This is a genomic window from Stenotrophomonas maltophilia group sp. LNF247 (genome assembly GCF_054083135.1).
Genome location: NZ_JBSRQL010000009.1, coordinates 143,121 through 165,039 on the forward strand (window position 1 = coordinate 143,121; position 21,919 = coordinate 165,039).

20 protein-coding genes and 1 tRNA gene are annotated in these 21,919 nt (G+C 67.3%); 13 read left to right on the top strand and 8 right to left on the bottom strand.

Annotated features, from left to right (window positions below):
- A complete protein-coding gene (locus tag ACTXG9_RS11325; protein WP_032959053.1) occupies window positions 1-711 on the top strand; it encodes a transposase in 711 nt (236 codons plus the stop codon).
- A gap of 24 nt (window positions 712-735) precedes the next feature.
- On the opposite strand, the gene ACTXG9_RS11330 is transcribed toward ACTXG9_RS11325, so the two are convergent.
- The 3 genes from ACTXG9_RS11330 to ACTXG9_RS11340 are packed head-to-tail and all read right to left on the bottom strand — an operon-like array spanning window position 736 to window position 4,186.
- Window positions 736-1,920: an ABC transporter permease gene (locus ACTXG9_RS11330; protein WP_019661674.1), complete on the bottom strand. Its 1,185-nt coding sequence runs from the start codon at window positions 1,918-1,920 to the stop codon at window positions 736-738.
- Window positions 1,917-2,663, bottom strand: coding sequence for an ATP-binding cassette domain-containing protein (locus ACTXG9_RS11335; protein ID WP_206621345.1), 747 nt, complete (start codon window positions 2,661-2,663; stop codon window positions 1,917-1,919). The genes ACTXG9_RS11330 and ACTXG9_RS11335 overlap by 4 nt, the downstream gene beginning before the upstream one ends.
- Entirely contained in the window at window positions 2,660-4,186 is a 1,527-nt protein-coding gene (locus ACTXG9_RS11340; RefSeq protein WP_206621346.1) for an alpha/beta fold hydrolase, read from the bottom strand. The genes ACTXG9_RS11335 and ACTXG9_RS11340 overlap by 4 nt, the downstream gene beginning before the upstream one ends.
- 296 nt (window positions 4,187-4,482) lie before the next feature.
- Here ACTXG9_RS11340 and ACTXG9_RS11345 point away from each other — a divergent pair, with 296 nt between their 5' ends.
- The 3 genes from ACTXG9_RS11345 to ACTXG9_RS11355 all read left to right on the top strand — a co-directional run bounded on the left by ACTXG9_RS11345 (window position 4,483) and on the right by ACTXG9_RS11355 (window position 7,725).
- The gene (locus ACTXG9_RS11345; protein WP_021203316.1) at window positions 4,483-5,010 is read left to right on the top strand and encodes a DUF1203 domain-containing protein; all 528 of its coding nucleotides are present in this window, start codon (window positions 4,483-4,485) and stop codon (window positions 5,008-5,010) included.
- Between the two features lie 191 nt (window positions 5,011-5,201).
- Window positions 5,202-6,374 carry a lytic polysaccharide monooxygenase auxiliary activity family 9 protein gene (locus ACTXG9_RS11350; RefSeq protein WP_021203315.1) on the top strand — a complete coding sequence of 391 codons (1,173 nt, stop codon included), beginning with the start codon at window positions 5,202-5,204 and terminating at the stop codon, window positions 6,372-6,374.
- A gap of 178 nt (window positions 6,375-6,552) precedes the next feature.
- Window positions 6,553-7,725: a lytic polysaccharide monooxygenase gene (locus ACTXG9_RS11355; protein ID WP_111103948.1), complete on the top strand. Its 1,173-nt coding sequence runs from the start codon at window positions 6,553-6,555 to the stop codon at window positions 7,723-7,725.
- A 113-nt stretch (window positions 7,726-7,838) separates the two neighbouring features.
- Here ACTXG9_RS11355 and ACTXG9_RS11360 read toward each other — a convergent pair whose 3' ends face one another.
- A complete protein-coding gene (locus ACTXG9_RS11360; RefSeq protein WP_019661680.1) occupies window positions 7,839-8,588 on the bottom strand; it encodes a ferredoxin--NADP reductase in 750 nt (249 codons plus the stop codon).
- Between the two features lie 84 nt (window positions 8,589-8,672).
- Between ACTXG9_RS11360 and ACTXG9_RS11365 the strand changes: the two genes are divergently transcribed.
- From ACTXG9_RS11365 to ACTXG9_RS11380, 4 genes are all read left to right on the top strand, one after another.
- On the top strand, window positions 8,673-9,641 hold the full coding sequence (locus ACTXG9_RS11365; protein ID WP_181451893.1) for an ABC transporter ATP-binding protein: 969 nt from the start codon (window positions 8,673-8,675) through the stop codon (window positions 9,639-9,641).
- Window positions 9,638-10,429, top strand: coding sequence for an ABC transporter permease (locus tag ACTXG9_RS11370; protein ID WP_005411568.1), 792 nt, complete (start codon window positions 9,638-9,640; stop codon window positions 10,427-10,429). The genes ACTXG9_RS11365 and ACTXG9_RS11370 overlap by 4 nt, the downstream gene beginning before the upstream one ends.
- Window positions 10,430-10,815: 386 nt before the next feature.
- Window positions 10,816-11,754 carry a 2-dehydropantoate 2-reductase gene (panE, locus tag ACTXG9_RS11375; RefSeq protein WP_021202554.1) on the top strand — a complete coding sequence of 313 codons (939 nt, stop codon included), beginning with the start codon at window positions 10,816-10,818 and terminating at the stop codon, window positions 11,752-11,754.
- A 29-nt stretch (window positions 11,755-11,783) separates the two neighbouring features.
- A complete protein-coding gene (locus ACTXG9_RS11380; RefSeq protein WP_456115818.1) occupies window positions 11,784-12,677 on the top strand; it encodes an epimerase in 894 nt (297 codons plus the stop codon).
- A 78-nt stretch (window positions 12,678-12,755) separates the two neighbouring features.
- Here ACTXG9_RS11380 and ACTXG9_RS11385 read toward each other — a convergent pair whose 3' ends face one another.
- The gene (locus ACTXG9_RS11385; RefSeq protein ID WP_031270260.1) at window positions 12,756-13,553 is read right to left on the bottom strand and encodes a TatD family hydrolase; all 798 of its coding nucleotides are present in this window, start codon (window positions 13,551-13,553) and stop codon (window positions 12,756-12,758) included.
- A 67-nt stretch (window positions 13,554-13,620) separates the two neighbouring features.
- Here ACTXG9_RS11385 and hrpB point away from each other — a divergent pair, with 67 nt between their 5' ends.
- Both hrpB and ACTXG9_RS11395 read left to right on the top strand, forming a co-directional pair.
- Window positions 13,621-16,125 carry an ATP-dependent helicase HrpB gene (gene hrpB / locus ACTXG9_RS11390; protein ID WP_111104579.1) on the top strand — a complete coding sequence of 835 codons (2,505 nt, stop codon included), beginning with the start codon at window positions 13,621-13,623 and terminating at the stop codon, window positions 16,123-16,125.
- Window positions 16,126-16,245: 120 nt separating this feature from the next.
- Complete coding sequence (locus tag ACTXG9_RS11395; RefSeq protein ID WP_019661686.1) at window positions 16,246-16,635, top strand: hypothetical protein; 390 nt, start codon at window positions 16,246-16,248, stop codon at window positions 16,633-16,635.
- 90 nt (window positions 16,636-16,725) lie between these two features.
- On the opposite strand, the gene ACTXG9_RS11400 is transcribed toward ACTXG9_RS11395, so the two are convergent.
- From ACTXG9_RS11400 to ACTXG9_RS11410, 3 genes are all read right to left on the bottom strand, one after another.
- Window positions 16,726-17,265: a pseudouridine synthase gene (locus ACTXG9_RS11400; RefSeq protein WP_026347220.1), complete on the bottom strand. Its 540-nt coding sequence runs from the start codon at window positions 17,263-17,265 to the stop codon at window positions 16,726-16,728.
- An 88-nt stretch (window positions 17,266-17,353) separates the two neighbouring features.
- A complete protein-coding gene (locus tag ACTXG9_RS11405) occupies window positions 17,354-17,605 on the bottom strand; it encodes a hypothetical protein (protein WP_329866904.1) in 252 nt (83 codons plus the stop codon).
- A 111-nt stretch (window positions 17,606-17,716) separates the two neighbouring features.
- The gene (locus tag ACTXG9_RS11410) at window positions 17,717-18,574 is read right to left on the bottom strand and encodes a class I SAM-dependent methyltransferase (RefSeq protein ID WP_019661688.1); all 858 of its coding nucleotides are present in this window, start codon (window positions 18,572-18,574) and stop codon (window positions 17,717-17,719) included.
- Window positions 18,575-18,743: 169 nt separating this feature from the next.
- Between ACTXG9_RS11410 and ACTXG9_RS11415 the strand changes: the two genes are divergently transcribed.
- From ACTXG9_RS11415 to ACTXG9_RS11425, 3 genes are all read left to right on the top strand, one after another.
- Window positions 18,744-19,700: an aldo/keto reductase gene (locus ACTXG9_RS11415; RefSeq protein ID WP_021203477.1), complete on the top strand. Its 957-nt coding sequence runs from the start codon at window positions 18,744-18,746 to the stop codon at window positions 19,698-19,700.
- Between the two features lie 649 nt (window positions 19,701-20,349).
- A tRNA-Gln gene (locus ACTXG9_RS11420) sits at window positions 20,350-20,421 on the top strand.
- Between the two features lie 356 nt (window positions 20,422-20,777).
- A complete protein-coding gene (locus ACTXG9_RS11425) occupies window positions 20,778-21,902 on the top strand; it encodes a slipin family protein (RefSeq protein ID WP_134730892.1) in 1,125 nt (374 codons plus the stop codon).
- Window positions 21,903-21,919 lie beyond the last annotated feature (17 nt).

A 21,919-nucleotide genomic window follows, 5' to 3' on the forward strand; every position in this document is an offset into this window, starting at 1 on the left:
ATGCCCCGACAAGCGCGCCTGATGCTGGCCGGCCAGGCCTATCACGTGATCCAGCGCGGTGTGAACAAGGGTGCGATCTTTGTCGACGACATCGACCGGCAACTGTTCCTGCATCTGCTGCACAGCGCTTTCCTCAAGCACCGCGTCGCACTGCATGCCTACGTACTGATGGACAACCACATCCACCTGCTGGCCACGCCATCCACGCAGCGTGGGCTGGCCGATGCAATGCGCATGCAGGGCAACAACTATGTGCAGGCTTTCAACCAGCGGCACGGCCGCACCGGTCCCCTGTGGCAGGGCCGCTTCCATTCCTCGATGATCGACAGCGACGCTTACCTGCTCAGCGTATACCGCTACATCGAACGCAATCCCGTTCGTGCCGGCATTGCGGTCAGTGCTGAAGATCATCCGTGGTCCAGCGTGCACGGCAACCTTCAACGACGCGATGACCCCATGCTGACCCCGCATCCCGCATTCAGAGCGTTGGCCGCGACCGCTCGCAACAGGACGGCGGTGTATGCGCGATTCCTGCGCGATGTGAATGCGTCCGCCGATCTGCCCGCAATCCGCAGTCATAGCGCCAAACAGCGTCCGTTGGGGGATGCTGCGTTCCTGCGGATGGTAGAGAAGACGCTCGGGCGGCCGGTGGCGATGCGAAGACAAGGCCGCCCGCGCAAGGAGGGGACGGGAGGGGCAGAAACGACTTAATCCCCTCCGTCCCCTTTTTTGCGGTCAGCCGGAGATGGCCAGGCGCTCGTTGTGGTAGCGGCGCACGGCGGCGAACCACAGCATAGCGGCCAGGCCGAGGCTGGCACCGAGGTAGATCGCCCAGACCGTCGGGGTGATGGTCTCGTGGCGGATCACCTTCAGCAGCATCTGGTTCTGCGACAGGAACGGCACGGCGTACTGCCACATCTCGCTCTTCAGCGGATAGGCCACCAGGGCGTAGCCAGGCAGCATCGGCAGCAGCATCAGCCAGGTCATGTGGCTCTGCGCTTCCTTCATGCTCTTGGCCGCAGCCGACAGGAAGGTCAGCAGCGAGGTGCCGATCAGCAGCATCGGCAACATCACCAGCAGCATCTGCAGCATCGAGCCGACGTTCATGTTGAACTGGCGGCCGATGTTGCCGGGGGCGATCTGCGCGCTCACCTTGAACGCGACCAGGGTCAGCAGCAGCGACACGAAACCGACCACGCAGGCGGCGGCGATCTTGCCGCTGACGATCGCACTGCGCGAGCCCGGCGTGGCCAGCAAGGGTTCCAGTGACTGCCGCTCGCGCTCGCCGGCCGTGGCGTCCATCACCAGGTAGGCGCCACCGATGAACGAGGTCAGCGTCAGCAGTACCGGCAGCAGCATCGACAGGATCATGCCGCGCTTGGCCTCGGCACTGGCCAGGTCCTGGCGCGCCACGTCCAGCGGGCGTGCCACCTGTGCGTCGATGCCGCGTGCCATCAGGCGCAAGGCACCGACCTGGCCGTTGTAGGTGGCCAGCGCCGCCTCCAGGCGTGCACTGGGTACTTCGGCCGCGCGACGCGTGCTGTCCTTGATCACCTCCACCAGCGCCGGCTTGCCCTCGGCCCAGTCCTTGCCGAACTCATCGCTGATGCGCAGCGCCACATCGATGTCCTGGGTGCGGATGGCCTCGGCCAGGTCCTTCGGTGCCGGTGCGGTGTTCAGCCCCTGCGCGGCGAGGAAGCGCACCAGGTTCGGCGCGTTGTCCGCACCGATGGTCGGAATCTGCAGCGGTTGTTCAATCTGGGTGCGCACCCGGCTCTCGGCCAGCTTGCCCATGCCCAGCAGCAGCACCGGGTACAGCAGTGGCCCGAACAGCAGGGTCAGAAGCAGCGTGCGGCGGTCACGCGACAGGTCACGCAGCTCCTTGCGCATCACCGTCATCAGGGTCGACATCATGCTCATGCGTGCAGGCCCTCTTCGCTGCCGATCAGTTTCACGAACGCATCTTCCAGGTTGGATTCGCCGGCCTGCGCACGCAGTTCGTCGGCGCTGCCGGCGGCCATCACCGTGCCCTTGGCGATGATCACGATGTGATCGCACAGCGCGGCCACCTCCTGCATGATGTGGCTGGACAGGATCACGCAGCGACCCTCGTCGCGCAGGCCCAGCAGGAAGCGGCGCAGCGCGCGCGTGGTCATCACGTCCAGGCCGTTGGTCGGTTCATCGAGAATGACGTTGCGAGGGTCGTGCACCAGCGCGCGGGCAATCGCGGTCTTGGTGCGCTGGCCCTGCGAGAAGCCATCGGTCTGGCGGTCGAGGATGTCACTCATGTCCAGCGCATGCGAGAGCACCTCGATGCGTTCGCGGATGCGCTCGGCCGACAGGCCATGCAGTTCGCCGAAGTAGGCGATGTTCTCGCGCGCAGTCAGGCGCTTGTAGACGCCACGCGCATCAGGCAGCACGCCGAGGTGGCGACGCACCTCCACCGGATTGCGCGCCGCATCGATGCCGTCGACAGTGATGCTGCCCTGATCGGGCGTCATCAGCGTGTACAGCATGCGCATGGTGGTGGTCTTGCCGGCACCATTGGGCCCCAGCAGGCCGGTGATGCGGCCATCCCCGGCGCGGAAGCCGACGTTGGACACTGCCTGGATACGGCCGGTGCGGGTGTCGAAGGCCTTGTGCAGGTTGTCGGCGACGATCATGGTTCCCATCCGTTGAACGAGGTGAACGCCGGCACGTAGCTCAGCGTATCCAGGCAGCCGGCGTCCAGCGCCTTGGCATCGGTCGTGTCGATGAACTGGCCGAGCAGGCGCGGCATGCAGCCGGCGGTCAGCGTGCCGTGGCCCTGGCCACGGGCGACCAGCGCGCGTCCATTGGGCAGGCCCTTGAGGACCTGCTCGGCATAGCGCGGCGGGGTCACCGGGTCCAGTTCACCAGACAACAGCAGCGCCGGTACGTCACTGCGCAGCGGCACGGCATTGGCTGCCGGTGCCGGACGGTGCGGCCACACCGGGCAGGCCGCGAAGAACGCACTGGCCACCTCGTTGCCAAACAGCCGCTCGGGATCCTCGGCCGGCGCGTGGTAGCGCGGCGCATCTTCGCTACAGATCACCGACCAATGCATCCCGCGGTTGATCTGGAAATCCATGCTGCGGTTCGCACCGCGTGCCAGCGAGGCGAGCGGCGCGTAGCGGCCGTGCGCGGCTTCATCAAGAACCAGCGGCAGCAATGAGGCGTACTGGGGTACGTAGGAAAACGCAAAAGCCAAGCCCACCACGCTGTCCGGTGTCAGCACATCCTTCCGGGTCCCGTAGGTGCCGGGGTCGCGATACTCGACCGGAACCGGTGCACGGCGCAGGGTCTCGACCACGCTGCGCAGCTGCGCACGGGTATCGGTCGGGAAGCGCTTGCTGCAGGTAACGTCCTTGCGGCACTGCGCCGACTGCAGGGCGATCGCGTCCTCGAATGTCCTGGCGAAATCGCCGCCCACCACCAGCTCATTCGGCACCACGCCATCGATGACGATGCTGCGGGTGTGCTGTGGATAGGTACCCGCATAGCGCTGGGCCACGCGGGTACCGTAGGAGCCGCCAACCAGGTTGAGCTGGTTCACACCGAGCGCCGCACGCACCGCATCCAGATCGGCGATCGCCTCGGTGGTGGTGTAGAAGCGCGCATCGGCACGCCCCTGCAGCGATGCGGCACAGCGCTGGGCGTAGTCGCGCAGCGATGCCTCGGAAGGCGCGGCATCCTCGTCCATCGGCAGCTCCTTCCCGTCCGCGCCCAGGCAGCTGAGCGGGTTGGAACCGCCGGTGCCGCGCTGGTCGATCAGGAACACGTCGCGCTGTTTGCGCACCTGGCGCAGTGCAGTATCGACGATGACCGCCACCTCGCTGGCCGCCTGGCCGGGGCCGCCGGCCAGGAAGAACACCGGATCCGGCTGGCTGGCGCCGCTGCTGCCCGATTCCAGCCAGGCGATACGCAGGCCGATCCGGCGACCGTCAGGCTGGGCCCGGTCCTCCGGCACCTGCAGGGTGGCGCACTGCGCCTCCACGTTGGCGCTGGCACCTACCGTGGACAGCGTGCAGGGCTGGAAATCGATCGTGCCGAAGCGGCGGCCGGGTGCGTCAGTGGCGCCCTCGGCGCCGGGTGACGGCGACTGGCTGCAACCGGCAAGCATCAGGCTGGCCAGCATCCCGGCCAGCGCGAGGAGGTGTCTTTGCATCGTGCTCGTTTCCCCTGGAAGACGTTCCTGGCAACCACGACGGGCTGCCGCGGAAGATGTGACCCAACTTACACGGGCAGCGCGCCGACGGCGATGGGCAATGACGAATCCGCCGCCAACGGCGCGCAGACCGGACGGTCCTGCCCCTCGGCCTTGGTCGGCACAGGGCGGCATCGGCGGCGACCCGCAGCGCCCCACGGGCCAGTGCCCCGGCCTGACGGCGATGCGGGGTCTGAAAACGGCGAGCACGGCCGCCGGCGCACGCGCAGAATCCGCCGCAGACCCAGGAGACACCCATGCACACGTGGTACCTCGGTGGCATCGACCATCGCCCCTTCCTGCACCTGTTCGAGATGAGCGACTGCGCGCTCGCTGCGCTCGGCATCCAGCGTCGCTGGGTCGGCGCCAGCGGCGGACATCCCTGCCGGATCAGCCTGAGCGATCCCGCGCCTGGCAGCGAGCTGCTCCTGCTGTCCCACGCCCACCTGCCGCTGCATTCGCCGTACCGCGCCGCCGGCCCGATCTTCGTGCAGCGCGGCGTGACCCGTTGCGTCCTGCCGCCGGGCGAGGTGCCCCCGTATGTGCAGCGCCGGATGATCTCGATGCGTGCCTATGACCACGCCGCGCTGATGTGCGGTGCCCAGGTCTGTGCGGGCACCGAGGTGGGCGGCCATCTGGATGCGCTGTTTGCCGACCCGTCGGTGGCGTTTGTCCAGCTGCACAACGCCGCGCATGGCTGTTTCTCGTGCCAGGCAGATCGGGTGGGTACCGGGACTGCGTCGCGTGATCTCCATGACGTGATCGATGCCACGCCGGTCACGTGACGTCCAGCGCATCCGTTCAGCCCTGCGTGAAGCCTGCGGGAAGGGCTTCACATGCGCAGTCACGGATCGGCACTGCGATGGTTCCGCCGCCTGCAGTGCGACTCGATACTCGCCCTGGTGCCGCCGAAAGTCCGCCGCCCAGCGCAGCGCCTGCGGTCACCGTTCCCTTTCGACGACCACAAGGATGCGCCATGTCATTCCGACCCACACCGCTGTTGCTGGCCACCTCGTTCGCCGCTGCGGGCCTGTGCCTGGCCGGCAACGCGTTCGCCCACGGCACGATGACCACGCCGGTCAGCCGCGTCTATGCCTGCTTCCAGGGCAATCCCGAGAATCCGACCAACCCGGCCTGTGCCGCTGCAAAAGCGATTGGCGGTTCACAGGCGTTCTACGACTGGAACGGCATCAACCAGGCCAACGCCAACGGCAACCATCAGGCCGTGGTGCCCGACGGCAAGCTGTGCAGCGGCAACAACCCGACCTTCCGCGGCCTGGACGTGAACCGCAGTGACTGGCAGACCACGCCGATCCACGCCGATGCCAATGGCAGGTTCACCTTCGTGTTCAAGGCAACCGCGCCGCACGCCACGCGCGACTGGCGCTTCTTCGTCACCCGCGACGGCTGGCAACCGGGCAGCCCGTTGCGCTGGGCCGACCTGCAGGAGTTCTGCACGCTGGGCAATACACCGCTCTCTGCCGATGGCACCTACAAGCTGCAGTGCACGCTGCCGCAGCGCACCGGCCAGCATGTGATCTACAACACCTGGCAGCGCTCGGATTCGACCGAGGCGTTCTACACCTGCATGGACGTGCGCTTTGAAGGCGGCGGCGGTGGTACGACGCCGGCTCCGCAATGGCAGGATGCCGGCCCGGTCACCGCCCGCGGTGAATTGCCGGTCGGTACGACGCTGGCACTGCGCGTGTTCAATGCCAGCGGCAACGATGTCGAACGTGTGGAAGCGACGCTGGCCAGCGGCCAGACCTCGGCCGCGCAATGGCCCTTGGCGCTGGCCCGCAAGGTCAATGCCAGTGCCCAGCATGCGCGCGTGGGCGTGCTGGCCAATGGTGCAATCACGCCGACGGCCTCGGCCACCGCCAACCGCGTGTACCTGAAGGATGGCAACCGCTTCCAGCTCGACACGAAGGTGCCGGACCCGGGCACGCCGTCGCCGGGCGGTGATTTCGACCATGTGTACCCGGCCGGTATCGGCGGCTACGTGCCGGGCCAGACCGTGGTGAAGGGCACCGACGGCAAGCTGTACGCCTGCCGTCCGTTCCCGGAGGGTGCATGGTGCAACGTCAATGCCGAGGCCTACCGGCCGGGCGTGGGCGCGGCCTGGCGCGATGCGTGGATCGCGTACTGAGGCAGTGATGCGGGAGGCGGTGCACAACGCACCGCCTTTCGCCCGGATGACGGCAAAGTAAGCACCGTGTTGCAGATCGAACACAGCCGCCATCGATTTCAAACTTGTCCGATGTTGCCGGCGCATCTGCATGTGAAGACTCCTTGAGGTTTCCCACACCTCGCAAAGGAGTCTCTGCATGCACCTGTCCCATCGGGCAGTCTTCGCACTGTCCGTCGTCGCCGGCCTGGCCTTGTCCGGCAGCGCCTTCGCCCACGGCACCATGACCAAGCCGCTCAGCCGCGTGAAGCAGTGCCACGAGGGCAATCCGGAAAACCCGACCAACCCGGCCTGTGCCGCAGCCAAGGCCATTGGCGGCGCGCAGCCGTTCTACGACTGGAGCGCGATTGCCCACGGCAATGCCAATGGCAACCATCGCGAACTGGTGCGCGATGGCGAACTGTGCAGTGCCAGCATTCCCAAGTACCGCGGCCTTGACCTGAACCGTACCGACTGGCCGACCACACCAATCCGCGCCGACGCGCGTGGCCGCTACACCTTTGAGTTCTATGCCCCGGCCCCGCATGCCACCCGCGAGTGGAAGTTCTATGTCACCCGTGATGGCTGGCAGCCGGGCAGCCCGCTGCGCTGGGCCGACCTGCAGGAATTCTGCACACTGGGCAACGTGCCGGTGGACGGCAAGACCTACAAGCTGGACTGCCCGCTGCCCAAGCGCAGTGGCCAGCACATCATCTACAACACCTGGCAGCGTTCGGATTCGGGTGAAGCGTTCTACACCTGCATGGATGTCCGCTTCGAAGGCGGCAACGGCGTGATTCCGCCGCCGCAGTGGCAGGATGCCGGCCCGGTCACCGCCCGCGGTGCGCTGGAGGCAGGCACCACGCTGACCCTGCGCGTGTTCAATGCCAACGGCAACGATCTGGAGCGCCCGGAAGTGACCCTGGCCGCCGGCCAGACCGCTCCGGCGCAGTGGCCGATGGCGCTGGCCAGCAAGGTCAATGGCAGCGCCCAGCACGCCCGCGTCGGCGTGATGAAGAACGGCGTGATCACGCCGGTGGCGTCCGCCACCGAGAACCGTGTCTACCTGAAGCCGGGTCATCGCTTTGAACTGGAAACCCAGATTCCGGGTCCGGGCCCGGTCGATCCGGTCGATCCGCCGGGTGGCGATTTCGACTTCGTGTATCCGGCAGGCCTCGGCAGCTACAAGCCGGGCGAGACCGTGGTGAAGGGCACCGACGGCAAGCTGTACGCCTGCCGCCCGTTCCCGGAAGGTGCGTGGTGCAACATCAACGCCGATGCCTATCGCCCAGGCACCGGCTTTGCCTGGCGTGATGCCTGGATCGCGTACTGAGGCATGGCACCGGGGGCGGCGTGATGCCGCCTCCGATTTGCGGGATTGCCGGCCAGCGGCCGGCATTACCAGGGTTCGTGGGGTTGCCGGCCAGCGGCCGGCACTACCCTGGCTTACTTGCTGCTGACGTACTTCTCGCGGCGGATCTGCGGGTTGCCCAGGCCGGCGGCCTTCAGCAGCTCGGCGCAGGCATCGACCATGTCCGGGTTGCCGCACAGGTAGGCGATGTCGGTGGCCGGGTCCGGCGTGAAACCGGCCAGCGCCTGCTGCACGTAGCCGTGCTGTACATCCGGGTGCGGTTCGGCCGGCAATTCGCGCGACAGGCACGGAACATAGCGGAAGTTCGCGTGCTTTTCGGCGAAGCTGTAGAAATCTTCGCTGTACAGCAGCTCGCCCGGGCTGCGCGCGCCCTGCAGCAGCACGATCTGCACATCGCGTTCGGCCATGGCCTTTTCCAGCAGCGGCAGCATGGAACGGTACGGGGTAACGCCGGTACCGGTGGCGATCAGCAGGTAACGGGCGTTGTGGTCACCGGGATTCAGGCAGAACCGGCCATAGGGGCCGGACGCACTGATCTGGCCGCCCGGCTCCAGTGCCTCGAACAGGGCCGTGGCAGCACCACCGGGCACGAAACTGACCGCGATGTCCACCGCCTCGCCCGGGCCCAGCGCATGGTCGTGGATGGTCGCCAGCGAGTAGCTGCGCTTGGTTTCGGTGCCGTCGGCGTAGCTGAAATGGACCTGGATGAACTGGCCGGGCTGGAAATCCAGTGGCTGTCCATCATCACGCACGAACTGGTAGTGGCCGACGGTCGGGGCCAGCATGCGGCAGCCGACCAGCTTGAGGGGGAATTGAACAGGCACGACTTTTCGGGACAGTGTGTAGCCGGGGCAAGCCCTCGGGGTCTTCTATAATAGCCCCTCCCCGCCCCTCTCCAGCGCCAGCCCATGGGCGCGAAGGCTTCGAGCTTGGCATCCCAGAACGATACGGCGCCCGCCCTGCGCGTGCGCGACCTGCGCAAGACCTACGACAACGGCACCCAGGCCCTGAAGGGCGTTTCCCTGGAAGTGGCCCCGGGCGACTTCTTCGCCCTGCTCGGCCCCAACGGGGCCGGCAAGTCGACCCTGATCGGCATCATCAGCTCCCTGGTCAACCTCAGCGAGGGCCAGGTGGAGGTGTTCGGCAGCGACCTGGTGCGCAACCGCAGCGCGACCATGCGCCTGATCGGGCTGGTGCCTCAGGAAATCAACTTCAACCTGTTCGAGAAGCCCTTCGACATCCTGGTGAACTACGCCGGCTTCTATGGCGTGCCGCGCGAGGAAGCCGAGCAGCGCGCCGAAGAGGAACTGAAGCGCGCGCACCTGTGGGAAAAGGCACAGGTGATGAGCCGCACACTGTCCGGCGGCATGAAGCGCCGGCTGATGATCGCCCGCGCGATGATGACCCGCCCGCGCCTGCTGATCCTGGACGAACCGACCGCCGGCGTGGACATCGAGATCCGCCGCGACATGTGGCGCGTGCTGAAGGAGATCAACGGTGCCGGCACCACGATCATCCTCACCACGCACTACCTGGAAGAGGCCGAGTACCTGTGCCGCCACCTGGCGATCATCAACCATGGCCAGATCGTCGAACAGGGGCCGATGCGCACCCTGCTGGCCAAGCTGGACGTGGAAGGCTTCCTGCTGGACATCGACGGTGACCTGCCGGCGCAGCTGCCGGTGATCGAGGGCGCGACGCTGACCGCCCCGGACCCGCACACGCTGGACATCGACATGCCACGCGCGATGGACCTCAACCGCGTGTTCGCTACGCTGAACGAGTCCGGCATCCGCGTGCGTTCGATGCGTACCAAGAGCAACCGCCTGGAGGAGCTGTTCGTGCGCCTCACCGGCAACATGGAGAAGCCTGCATGAGCACCACCGAGCTGACCGACGGCCAGCGCAACCGCATCGCGCTGATGACCATCGTGCGCCGCGAAGTCGCCCGCATCATGCGCATCTGGGGCCAGACCCTGGTGCCGCCGGCGATCACCATGACCCTGTACTTCCTCATCTTCGGCAACCTGATCGGGTCGCGCGTGGGTGACATGGGCGGCTACACCTACATGCAGTTCATCGTGCCGGGCCTGGTGATGATGAGCGTGATCCAGAACAGCTACGGCAACATCAGCTCCTCGTTTTTCGGCGCCAAATTCGGCCGCCACGTCGAAGAGCTGCTGGTCAGCCCGATGCCGAACTGGGTGATCCTGTGGGGCTATGTGGCTGGCGCGGTGCTGCGCGGCCTGATGGTGGGCGTGATCGTGCTGATCATCGCGATGTTCTTCACCCCGGTGCGCATCCCGCACCCGCTGGTGATGCTGACCACGGTGATCCTGGGCGCGACGATCTTCTCGCTGGCCGGTTTCATCAACGCGGTGTATGCGAAGAAGTTCGATGACGTGGCGATCGTGCCGACCTTCATCCTGACCCCGCTGACCTATCTGGGTGGCGTGTTCTATTCGGTGAAGCTGCTGCCGGGCTGGGCCGAGGCGGCCACGCACGCCAACCCGATCTTCTACATGGTCAACGCGTTCCGCTATGGCCTGTTGGGCAGCAGCGATGTACCGCTGCCGGTGGCCTACGGTCTGATGATCGGTTTCGTGGTGGTGCTGACGGCGCTGGCGCTGTGGCTGCTGCGCCGTGGCGTGGGCATGCGCAGCTGAGTTTTGCCTGCAGGGCCTGCGGCCCTGCACCCGCTGAATCAACGTCAACGTCAACTTCAACGGCAAAAGCTGACTATCCGGGGGATGGCGGGGTGGGTCCGGTTGCGGGGGACGCCGTGAATCCGTCCATGGAGGCTCGGTCGCGCCATCCATGGCGCTCACGCCCCCGCAACCGGACCCACCCCGCCTTCGACAAATTCCTGCGATCTGCCGGGGAGCCGTTCTGCGCTGCTGTTGGTAGGTGTCGACCTTGGTCGACACGATGGATCCAAGCCATGCGTGGATGAAGCGATCTCTGTAGAGCCAAGCCGATGCTCGGCTCTTTTTTGCCCGCAATCTCCGGCACAATCGCAGATCTGATTCCCCCAGAAAGCGGTGAACGTGCAATGCGCATCCTGATCCTCGGCGCCGGCGGTACCGGCGGTTACTTCGGTGGTCGCCTGGCCCAGGCCGGCGTGGACGTGACCTTCCTCGTGCGCCCCGCGCGCGCCGCCCAGCTGGACCGCGACGGCCTGGTGATCCGCAGCCCGCTCGGCGATGCCAGCTTCCCCGTGCAGCATGTCACCGCTGATGCACTGCCCGCATTGGCCGCGCAGAAGCCGTTCGATCTGGTCATCCTCAGCTGCAAGGCCTACGACCTCGACAGCTCGATCGACGCCATTGCTCCAGCCGTGGGTGCGAACACCGCCGTGCTGCCGATCCTCAACGGCCTGCACCACTACAACGCGCTGGACCTGCGCTTCGGCCGCGACGCCGTGCTCGGCGGCCTGTGCTTCATCAGCGCCACCAAGGCCCCCGACGGTGCGGTGCTGCACCTGGGCAAGCCGGCCAAGCTCACCTTCGGCGAGCGCGATGGCGGCGCGGCGTCCGCACGCGTGCGTGCCTTCGCCGCTGTCTGCGCGCAGGCCCATCTTGATCACCTGGCGAGCGAACACATCGGCCAGGAACAGTGGATCAAGTACACCTTCCTGACCGCGCTGGCCGCCGCGACCTGCCTGCTGCGTGCGGATATCGGCACCATCGTCGCCACCGATGATGGCGAGGCGATCGTACGTGGCCTGTACGACGAGTGCCTGGCCGTGGCCGAAGCTGCCGGTGAGCCGATTCCCGATGCCGCGCAGGACACCGCGCGCGGCACCCTCACCCAGGCCGGCTCTGCATTGAAGGCATCGATGCTGCGGGACCTGGAGGCTGGCCAGCAGGTCGAGGCCGAGCAGATCGTCGGCGACATGCTGGCGCGTGCACGCAAGGCCGACCAGGAAGCCCTGCTGCTGCAGGTCGCCTACAGCAGCCTGCAGGCCTACCAGGCACTGCGCGGCGCGTGAGCCTCCCGTTGCAGGCCAGCGCGCTGCCTATGCGGGTGCTGATCCTCGGTATGGGCTGGAGCGGATGCGTGCTGGCCCCGCATCTGCAGGCGCGGGGCGTGCACGTCGTCGGCACGGTGCGTAACCCCTCGTCGGCGCCCGACGATGGCCTGCTGCGGCATCAGCTGCACGCTGACTCCCCACCGTCGCCCGCCCTGCTCGATGAGGTCGCGCAGGCCGAGGCCGTGCTGTGCAGCGTGCCGCCAGATGCCGCGGGCGACCCGGCACTGCGCCTGCTGCTGCCGGCTCTGCGGGCCAGCCCGGCACTGCGATGGCTGGGCTATCTGTCGTCCACGTCGGTGTATGCCGATCGGGCCGGCGGCTGGGTTGACGAGCGCAGCGCAGCCGATGCCACCGAAGCAGCCGGCGTGCAGCGCCTGCGTGCCGAAGCGCAATGGCGTGCGCTTGCAGAGGTACGTGGCATCGCTTCGGCGGTGTTCCGCCTGCCCGGCCTGTACGGGCCGGGGCGCAATGCGTTGCTGCAGCTGTCACAGGGCCGTGCCCGCCATGTGATTCGGCCGGGCCTGGCGTTCAACCGCCTGCACGTAGAGGATCTTGCGGCAGTGATCGTCGCGGCGATGCAGCGACCGGTTGCGCAGGGGATATACCTGCCCAGCGATGACGAGCCGGCACCAACGCAGGATGTGCTGGCCTTCGCCGCGAAGCTGGGCGGGTTTGCGATGCCACCTGCCGTGGCGTGGGACGACCCTGCACTCAGCCCGACGCTACGGCGCTTCTACGAGAGCAACAAGCGCATCGACAGCCGTGGCACGCGTGAAGCGCTGGGGTGGGCACCGCGGTTTCCAACGTATCGGGAAGGGCTGCAGGCGCTGGCCGCTTCGCTCGCCGGGCATGGCCCGGCGCTACCGGACAGCGCTTTGTAGAGCCGAGCCCATGCTCGGCTGCTCTTTGCGTCTTTCGCGCTGCGCGCGATAAGCCGAGCATGGGCTCGGCTCTACGGATCAACCGGCGTTGGGCAGGCGGAAGAACGCACGCGTCGCCGCAGTCGCATTGGCCGCCGTCACTGCAACGTCCTCGCCACGGTCACGTGCCAGTTCTTCCACGATATGCGAGAGGAACATCGGTTCGTTGCGGCGGTCCTTCGGCATCGGCTTCAGCGTGCGCGGCAGCAGGTACGGTGCGTCGGTCTCGATCATCAGGCGGTTGGCCGGGATGTTCTTCACCAGTTCGCGCAGGTGCGCGCCACGGCGCTCGTCACACAGCCAGCCGGTGATGCCGATGTACCAGTCCTGATCCAGGTAGTCGAACAGTTCGTCGCGTTCGCCGGTGAAGCAATGCACCACCGCCGGGCCGATGCGGCCTTCGAAGTTCTTCATCTGTGCCATGAAATCGGTATGCGCATCGCGTTGGTGCAGGAACAGCGGCTTTCCATTCTCAGCGGCCAGCTGCAGCTGTCGCTCGAAGGCACGGTGCTGCGCCGGGCGCGGCGAGAAGTCACGGAAGTAGTCCAGCCCGCACTCACCCACGGCCACCACTTCCGGGTGGTCATGCAGCGCGCGCATCTCGGCATCACATTCCTCGGTGTACTCCACCGCGTGATGCGGGTGCACGCCGGCCGTCGCGTACAGGAAGCCCGGGTGCTGCTGGGCCAGCTGCACCGCCAACGGCGAGTGCTCGCGGCTGGCGCCGGTGATGACCATCTGCACCACGCCGGCCTGGCGCGCGCGGTCCAGCACGGCGTCACGGTCGCGGTCGAAGGAATCGTGGGTCAGGTTGGCGCCGATATCGATCAGGTGCATGGTCATCGCGGGGGAAAAGTGCCCGCGCATTGTACCTGCGCCCGCCGTGGCCCCTTATCCTTTGCACATGAACGCCCCGCTCTTCCCGATTTCCCCGCTGCTGCCGCAGATCCAGCAGCACCTGGCCGTGCAGCCACGGCTGGTGCTGGAAGCCCCGCCCGGCGCCGGCAAGACCACCCAGGTACCACTGGCCCTGCTCGAAGCGTCATGGCTGCAAGGCCGGAAAATCATCCTGCTGGAGCCGCGCCGGGTCGCCGCACGCAGCGCCGCGCTGTTCATGGCACGGCAGCTGGGCGAGGAGGTCGGTGGCACGGTCGGCTACCGTATCCGCTTCGAGAACAAGGTTTCGGCGCGTACGCGCATTGAAGTCGTCACCGAAGGCATCCTGACCCGCATGCTGCAGGAGGACCCGATGCTGGAAGAGGTCGGCGCGATCCTGTTCGACGAATTCCACGAGCGCCATCTCAGCGGTGACCTCGGCCTGGCGCTGGCGCTGGACGTGCAGGCGCAGCTGCGCGATGACCTGCGCCTGGTAGTGATGTCGGCCACGCTGGATGGCGAGCGCCTGGCACGCTTCCTCGATGCGCCGCGGCTGAGCAGCGAGGGCCGCAGCTACCCGGTGACGGTCAGCCATTTCCCGGCGCGCCGCGATGAGACGCTGGAACTGCAGGTGCGCCGCGCGGTGCAGCAGGCCCTGGCCGATCACCCCGGTGACCTGCTGGTGTTCCTGCCCGGCCAGCGCGAGATCGCGCGCGTCCAGGCCGGCCTGCAGGAGTCACTCGATGGCAACGTCGAGGTGCTGGCGTTGCATGGCGAGCTGCCGGTGGAACAACAGGCGCGCGTGCTGCAGATGGCCAGCGATGGCCGCCGTCGCGTGGTGCTGGCGACCAACGTGGCCGAGTCGTCGGTGACCCTGCCCGGCGTGCGCGTGGTGATCGACAGCGGCCAGGCGCGCGAACCGCGCTACGACCCCAACAGCGGCTTCACCCGGCTGGACGTGGTGTCCATCGCCCAGGCGTCGGCCGACCAGCGCGCCGGTCGCGCCGGTCGCGTGGCCGAAGGCGTGGCCTGGCGGCTGTGGCCGCAGTCGCAGCGATTGGAGCCGCAGCGCCGTGCCGAGATCGACCAGGTGGAACTGGCCGGACTGGCGCTGGAACTGGCCGCGTGGGGCAGCAGCGACCTGCGCTTCCTCGACCCGCCACCGGCCGGCCCGATGGGTGCGGCGCGCGAACTGCTGCAACGCCTGGGTGCACTGTCGGACTCGGGCGCGATCACCGCACTCGGGCGCCGTGTACTGGCGCTGGGTACGCACCCGCGGATGGCGGCGATGCTGCTGGCAGCGCCCGATGCCCGCGCGCAGGCGCTGGCCACCGATCTGGCCGCCCTGCTGGAAGCGCGCGACCCGCTGCGCCAGGGCGGTGACGCGCTGGCGAGCCGCTGGCGCGCACTGGCTGCGTTCCGCAATGGCCGCATACCGGGCGATGCCAACCGCAGCGGGCTGGCCGCCATCGATGCCGCCGCCAGGCAGTGGCGTCGCCGCCTGCGCTGCGAAGCCACGCCGCCGGCCAGCATCGAGGCCCATGAGCTGGGCGACCTGCTCGCGCACGCCTTCCCAGACCGGATTGGCGTCCAGCATCCCAGCGATCCATTGCGCTACCTCCTGGCCAATGGCCGCAGCGCGCGCCTGCACGAGCTGAGCGACCTGCGCGGCGAGCCGTGGCTGGTGGCCAGCGAACTGCGCTTCGAAGCGCGCGATGCGTTGTTGCTGCGTGCCGCACCGGTCGATGAAAGTGCTCTGCGCCATGCGTGGCCGGAGCGCTTCGTCACCGAAGACGTGGTGCGCTGGGACAGCGAGCGCCGCGCCCTGGTGGCCCTGCGCGAGACCCGTTTCGACCGGATCGTGTTGGACAGCCGCTCGGCCGGCCGGGTCGATCCGCAGCACGCCGCGCAGGCGCTGACCGATGCGGTGGCCGAGCTCGGCCTGCAGGCGCTGCCGTGGACCGAAGGCCTGCGCCAGTGGCAGGCACGGGTGGAATCGCTGCGCCGCTGGATGCCCGAGCTCGGCCTGCCCGACTGCAGCGACGACGCCCTGCTGGCCACGCGCGCACAATGGCTGCAGCCCGCGTTCGCCGGCAGGACGCGACTGGATGCGCTGGATGAATCCAGCTTCGGCGAGGCGCTGAAGTCGCCCCTGGAGTGGTCACAACGGCAGCTGGTCGAGCGTCATGCACCGACCCGCATCACCGTGCCCTCTGGGTTGGAGCGGCCGATCACCTACGCACTGGACAGCGAGAGCGGCGACCCGCTGCCGCCGGTGCTGGCGGTGAAGCTGCAGGAACTGTTCGGCCTGGCCGACACGCCGCGCATCGCCGATGGCCGCGTGCCGCTGACCCTGCACCTGCTCTCCCCCGGCGGCCGCCCGCTGCAGGTCACCCAGGACCTGCGCAACTTCTGGGAAAGCACCTACGCCGAGGTGAAAAAGGAAATGAAGGGCCGTTATCCGCGCCATCCGTGGCCGGATGACCCGTGGACGGCCACGGCCACGCATCGGGCCAAGCCGCGCGGGACGTAGCCGGACCCTGCCTGATCCTGAATGGCTGCGGTAAAGTCACACCGCGTGCCACCTCGACTGACATACCGTTTACGGGCAACACGCGACACTGGACTTCGACCCGAGGCAAAGGACCCCCGCATGAGCAAGCTGACCGTAATCACCGACCGCGCTCTGGAGCGCGCCCTGGACCTGGCCCACAGCGCCGGCGACGGCCTGAAGAGTGCCGGTGGCAGCCTGCGCCACCTTGGGCCGCAGGCCAGTGACTGGATCAAGACCGGCGCGGCGCTGGGCGCCGTCAAGACCGGTGGCAAGGTGGCCACCAAGTTCGCCCGGCGCAACCCGGCGGTGACCATTGCCGCCGCTGCGGTGGGTGTCGGCCTGCTCGGCTATGCGCTGTACCGCAAGCAGCAGAAGAAGAAGGCCGCCAACGGCCACGTGGTGAATGGCCAGGCGCAGCGCATCAATGCGCGTGACCGCCGCAACGACACCGTGGTGGACGAGCACAGCGATATCGGCAGCGACGCCTGAGTCTGCCGGGGTCGGCTTCCTTCCGCAGGAACTGAGCCCATCAGCCCGCTATGAGGGCCGGATACCGTAGGGTATCCGGCCCTTCCTGTTTCAGCCGATCTGCCGCCACTGCCCCGGCTGCAGGTCGTCCAGGCGGTAGGGTCCCATCGACACGCGGACCAGCCGCAGCGTCGGCAGGTTCACCGCCGCGGTCATCCGCCGCACCTGGCGGTTGCGGCCCTCGCGGATCGTGATCGCCAGCCAACTGTCGGGCACGGTCTTGCGGAAGCGCACCGGCGGATCGCGTGTCCACAGCGACGGCGCCGGATCGAGGCGCTCGATCTTCGCCGGCAAGGTCGGTCCGTCATTCAGCTCCACCCCATCGCGCAGCCGTTGCAGCTGCTCATCGCTGGGCGTGCCTTCCACCTGCACCCAGTAGGTCTTGTCGGCCTTATGCCTGGGGTCGGTCAGCTTGTGCGCCAGCGTACCGTTATCCGTCAGCAGCAGCAGGCCTTCGCTGTCATGGTCCAGGCGACCGGCGGCATACACGCGCGGCGGCAGGCCGAACCCGGCCAGCGTCGGCCGCGGCGGTACGCTGCGGTCGGTGAACTGGCAGAGCACGTTGAAGGGCTTGTTGAAGGCGATCAGCATTGCGGGCACGGCGGGCGGCAGATGGCGCATTGTCCCACGCCGCGCTGCTCGCTCGCCGGGCACCGCTTTGGCCGAGGCTGCGGCGGGATCAGCCGAAGACCTTCCACTCCAGCAGGAACGAACCCAACACCAGTGCGATGCCGCACGCCGCGATGACATTGGCCCGGCGCCGCAGGCGAACCGGCGGCGAATTCATGGCACGCGCACGCTCCTCCAGCAGCGCACCGGCAAACAGCACGGCAAACCCCACGGTCGCCACCAGGTCGTAGGCATGGCCACCGTAGAACACGAAGTCAATCAGCCGCGCCAACACCAGCACTGCAACAGCGATATAGAACACCTTCTTCAACTGTCCACTCCATTGGCAGCAGGGCCGGGCCACGCCCGGCGGATACACGTTACGTCCATTGTGACGCCGCAGCGCTCACCGGGCGCAGCCCGGCGCCGCCCGCTACGGCTTGATGAAGCGCAGGGTCATGCGGTCGCTTTCACCGATCGCCTGGTACTTCGCATCATCGGCCTTGTCGTGCTGGTTGGTCGGCGGCAGCGTCCACACGCCGTTCGGGTGGTCCTTGGTGTCGCGCGGGTTGGCGTTGACCTCGCTGCGTGCATCCAGCTTGAAACCAGCCGCCTCGGCCATCGCGATCACCTGCTGCTGGCCGACATAGCCGGTGTCATCATCGTCGGCTACGTCGGCCTTGGCACGATGCTCGACCACGCCCAGCACGCCGCCCGGCTTGAGCACGTTGAAGAAGCCCTGGAACATGCCCTGCGCCTGGCCGGCCTTGCGCCAGTTGTGCACGTTGCGGAAGGTCAGCACCACATCGGCTGAATTGGCCGGGCCGAACACCGGCTTGGCCGGATCGTAGGCGACCACGGCAGTCTTGCCGAACTGTGCCGGCGCACCGGCGTACTTCTTCTCCAGGCTGTCGCGGCTGCGCTGCTGGTAGTCACGGCCGCGGCCTTCGGGCACCGCCATCGGATCGACCACCGCAGCAACGTAGTGGCCCTTGTCGTGCAACAGCGGCGCCAGGATCTCCGAGTACCAGCCGTTGCCGGGGGTGATCTCGATGACGGTCTTTTCCGGTGCCACCTTGAAGAACGACAGCGTCTGCGCCGGATGACGGAAGCCATCGCGCTTGACGTTGTTGGCATCACGGGTCGACGCCTTCACCGCCGCATCGATGGCCGGTGAGACCTGGATCTTCGCCGGCGCCACCGTGGACGGTGCGGCGAACGCGGGAACGGCGGCAAGCAGGGCCGAAGCAAGCAGCAGGCGGCAACCACGCAGGGACGAAGCAGGCATCATCGGAGCGACTCCAGCGGAAGATGCGGCGAGACTAGCAGCCGCGGCGTCCCAGGTGTTCACAAAACGTTAGCGGCGTGCGCGGCGCGGAACACTGTTTTGTGGTCACCGCCGCAGCACGGTCACACTACGCGTTCTATTCTGCAGCACTTCCCCCAAGGAGTCCGTGCCCATGACGGCAACCCGCGAACTGGGCCGTTCCGGCCTGCATGTACGTCCGCTCGCCTTCGGTGGCAACGTGTTCGGCTGGAGCGCCGATGAAAAGGCCAGCTTCGCCCTGCTCGATGCCTTCGTCGATGCCGGCTTCAACCTGGTCGACACCGCCGATGTGTACTCGGCCTGGGTGCCCGGCAATGCCGGCGGCGAATCGGAGACGCTGATCGGCAAGTGGTTTGCCCGCAGCGGAAAGCGCGACAAGGTGGTGCTGGCAACCAAGGTGGCCAAGTGGGCCGAACGCCCCGGCCTGACCCCGGACAACATCAATGCCGCGGTCGAGGATTCGCTGCGCCGCCTGCAGACCGACGTGATCGACCTGTACCAGGCCCACGAGGATGACGAGTCGACGCCGCTGGAAGCGACCCTGGCCGCGTTCGGGCGGTTGATCGAAGCCGGCAAGGTGCGTGCGATCGGCGCCTCCAACTACAGCGCTACGCGCCTGGCCGATGCGCTGAAGGTGTCCACCGACTACAAACTGCCGCGTTACGAAACCCTGCAGCCGGAGTACAACTTGTATGACCGCGCCGGCTACGAAAAGGAACTGGAACCGCTGGTGCAGCGCGAACAGATCGGCGTGATCGGCTACTACGCGCTGGCCAGTGGCTTCCTCAGCGGCAAGTACCGCACGCCGGCCGATGCAGCCAAGAGCCCGGCACGTGGCGAAACGGTGGTGAAGCGCTATCTGAATCCGCGCGGCCTGCGCATCCTGCAGGCGCTGGATGACGTGGCCAGCAAGCACGGCGCCAGCGCTGCGCAGATCGCACTGGCCTGGCAGATCGCACGGCCGTCGATCACCGCACCGATCGTCAGCGCCACCAGCGTCGAACAACTGCACGATCTGCTGGCAGCAGCCAACGTATCGCTGAGCGTGCAGGATGTCGCGCAGCTGGATGCCGCCAGCGCGGAAGCCTGAGGGCCGGTAGTGCCGGCCGCTGGCCGGCATTGCACGCATACCGAAGAAAATAATTGAACAAATTGGTTGCGCGCGACTAAATCGTGGTTTATCGTGCGCACCTCGTTTCAACAACCACTGGAAACTTCCCTTGAACGCGCATTCCGTCGCCACCGCCAAACTGCTGCCATGCCTGCGCATGGACGTGCTGGCGCGCGCGTTCGGCAAGGAAGACCAGCTTACAACGGCCTGATATCCGCCCTGCGGAGATCGGCCACCCCGATCTCCGAGGCCTGACGACGCCCTCGGAACGCAAGTCCCGGGGGCGTTTTTTTTGCGTCGGCACAAGGACCCGCGATGCCAGAACTGCACCCCGCGCGGCAACCCGCCGCTCACTGACCCAGGCCTTTCCTGCCCCGCCGAAGGATTTACTTCGCGCGACCGGCAGCGCCTGGACATTATCTGCATCGCACCCAAACATTATCGCTCGCCGATAATGTCGGTGGCCTGCACCCTCGATTCTCCAACGGTCCCGTTTCCACCACGGGCTGGTGCGCGCGGCGTTGCCGTGGCGTATGCCGGAGGTCGCGGACATGCCATCGCCTGGATCGCCTGCTGGAGGCAGGCGCCGGTTCGCCGGTACGCGGTTCGATTCCGCGCGGTCCCCAACTGGATAGCTCAGCTTGGTCAGAGCAACGGATCCTGATTCCGTCTGTCGTGGGTTCGACTCCCACTCCAACCACATGACCTGTCACGTCATGACTTGAAGCAACACCCGGGGCGCAAGCCCCAGCGGCCATCGTCGCCGTCCACCGCCATCGCCTTCGGACGGGGCGTGGACGGCAACGGACCGCACGCCGGGCCCCGGCCCGCCGCCACTGCCAGCCACGTTCCGCCCCGGTGCTGCCTGCCGGGAACGACGATGGCAGCACTGCCGGTGCACCGAAAGCTCCGCGCGCGGACCGTCCGCCGATGGCCGCCCTCTTCCGCTGCCTGCACGCGGTGTGCAGGCGGCCGCGCCACGACCTGATCGACCCGGGTCATGGCGATTCATCCGCAACGGGTCGAACCACCAGAGCCATACAAGGAGAGACTCCCATGTTCTGGACCATCAAGGTCGTGATCGGCGACGGCGAGCGCGGCCTGGTGTATCGCAACCGTCGTTTCCAGCAGATCCTGCTGCCGGGCGTGCACCGCCTGTCGCTGTTCGGCGGCCGCCCACACGTGGACATCCACACTGCATCGAAGGGCACGGCCTACACCGGCAGCGACCAGGACAGCCTGATCGAGGCACTGGGCGCGCGGTTGGACACGCACTTCGTGCTGGCCAACGTCGGCGCCAGCGAGGTCGGTCTGTTGCTGCGCAACGGCCGCATAGATGAAGTGCTGCCGCCGGGCAGCCGCCGTCTGTACTGGCGCGGTTCGGTCGACACCCAGGTACGCGTCATGGCGCTGGGTGACGATCCGCGCATTCCGGCGGACGTGCAGCAGCGCCTGGGCCAGTTGGGCGTGCTGCCGCGTGTGGCGGTGATCAGCACCGTGCCGAGCGAGTCGGTGGGCCTGCTGTTCATCGACGGCACGCTGCGGCAGACGCTGGATGCCGGCCTGCACGCGTTCTGGAACTTCAACGGCAACGTGTCGGTGGAGCGTGTGGAACTGCGTGCACGTTCACTGGACGTGTCCGGCCAGGAGCTGCTCAGCCGCGACAAGGTGACCCTGCGGGTGAACCTGGCCGCGACCGTGCAGGTGGTCGACCCGGTGCGTGCACACCGCACGCTGAGCAATGCCGATGAGTTCATCTATCGGCAGCTGCAGTTCGGCCTGCGCCAGGCGATTGCCGTGCGCAGCCTGGATGAGCTGCTGGGTGACAAGGCGGCGCTGGACGGCGAGATCGCCTCACATGTGCAGGCGGCAATCGAGGGCCACGGCGTGCGGTTGCTCAGCGTCGGCATCAAGGACGTGATCCTGCCGGGCGAGATGAAGGAGATCCTCAACGGCGTGGTGCTGGCCGAGAAGCAGGCCCAGGCCAGCGTGATCCGTCGCCGCGAGGAGGCCAACGCCACGCGATCACAGCTCAACACCGCAAAGCTGATCGAGGACAACCCGGTGCTGATGCGCTTGAAGGAGCTGGAGGCACTGGAGAAGGTCACCGAGAAGATCGACACGCTCACCGTGTTCGGCGGCCTGGATGGCGTGCTGAAGCAGCTGGTGACGATCAGGTAGGGGGTAGCGGCGGCGCA

Bases quoted from the DNA above. Each gene is read 5' to 3' on its own strand.
- ACTXG9_RS11370 (WP_005411568.1), top strand. From the start codon at position 9,638: ATGAGCACCACCGAGCTGACCGACGGCCAGCGCAACCGCATCGCGCTG.
- ACTXG9_RS11325 (WP_032959053.1), top strand. From the start codon at position 1: ATGCCCCGACAAGCGCGCCTGATGCTGGCCGGCCAGGCCTATCACGTG.
- ACTXG9_RS11400 (WP_026347220.1), bottom strand. From the start codon at position 17,265: ATGCTGATCGCCTTCAACAAGCCCTTCAACGTGCTCTGCCAGTTCACC.
- ACTXG9_RS11395 (WP_019661686.1), top strand. From the start codon at position 16,246: ATGAGCAAGCTGACCGTAATCACCGACCGCGCTCTGGAGCGCGCCCTG.
- ACTXG9_RS11380 (WP_456115818.1), top strand. From the start codon at position 11,784: ATGCGGGTGCTGATCCTCGGTATGGGCTGGAGCGGATGCGTGCTGGCC.
- panE (WP_021202554.1), top strand. From the start codon at position 10,816: ATGCGCATCCTGATCCTCGGCGCCGGCGGTACCGGCGGTTACTTCGGT.
- ACTXG9_RS11365 (WP_181451893.1), top strand. From the start codon at position 8,673: ATGGGCGCGAAGGCTTCGAGCTTGGCATCCCAGAACGATACGGCGCCC.
- ACTXG9_RS11385 (WP_031270260.1), bottom strand. From the start codon at position 13,553: ATGCACCTGATCGATATCGGCGCCAACCTGACCCACGATTCCTTCGAC.
- ACTXG9_RS11355 (WP_111103948.1), top strand. From the start codon at position 6,553: ATGCACCTGTCCCATCGGGCAGTCTTCGCACTGTCCGTCGTCGCCGGC.
- ACTXG9_RS11330 (WP_019661674.1), bottom strand. From the start codon at position 1,920: ATGAGCATGATGTCGACCCTGATGACGGTGATGCGCAAGGAGCTGCGT.
- ACTXG9_RS11340 (WP_206621346.1), bottom strand. From the start codon at position 4,186: ATGCAAAGACACCTCCTCGCGCTGGCCGGGATGCTGGCCAGCCTGATG.
- ACTXG9_RS11335 (WP_206621345.1), bottom strand. From the start codon at position 2,663: ATGATCGTCGCCGACAACCTGCACAAGGCCTTCGACACCCGCACCGGC.
- ACTXG9_RS11345 (WP_021203316.1), top strand. From the start codon at position 4,483: ATGCACACGTGGTACCTCGGTGGCATCGACCATCGCCCCTTCCTGCAC.
- hrpB (WP_111104579.1), top strand. From the start codon at position 13,621: ATGAACGCCCCGCTCTTCCCGATTTCCCCGCTGCTGCCGCAGATCCAG.
- ACTXG9_RS11350 (WP_021203315.1), top strand. From the start codon at position 5,202: ATGTCATTCCGACCCACACCGCTGTTGCTGGCCACCTCGTTCGCCGCT.
- ACTXG9_RS11415 (WP_021203477.1), top strand. From the start codon at position 18,744: ATGACGGCAACCCGCGAACTGGGCCGTTCCGGCCTGCATGTACGTCCG.
- ACTXG9_RS11410 (WP_019661688.1), bottom strand. From the start codon at position 18,574: ATGATGCCTGCTTCGTCCCTGCGTGGTTGCCGCCTGCTGCTTGCTTCG.
- ACTXG9_RS11425 (WP_134730892.1), top strand. From the start codon at position 20,778: ATGTTCTGGACCATCAAGGTCGTGATCGGCGACGGCGAGCGCGGCCTG.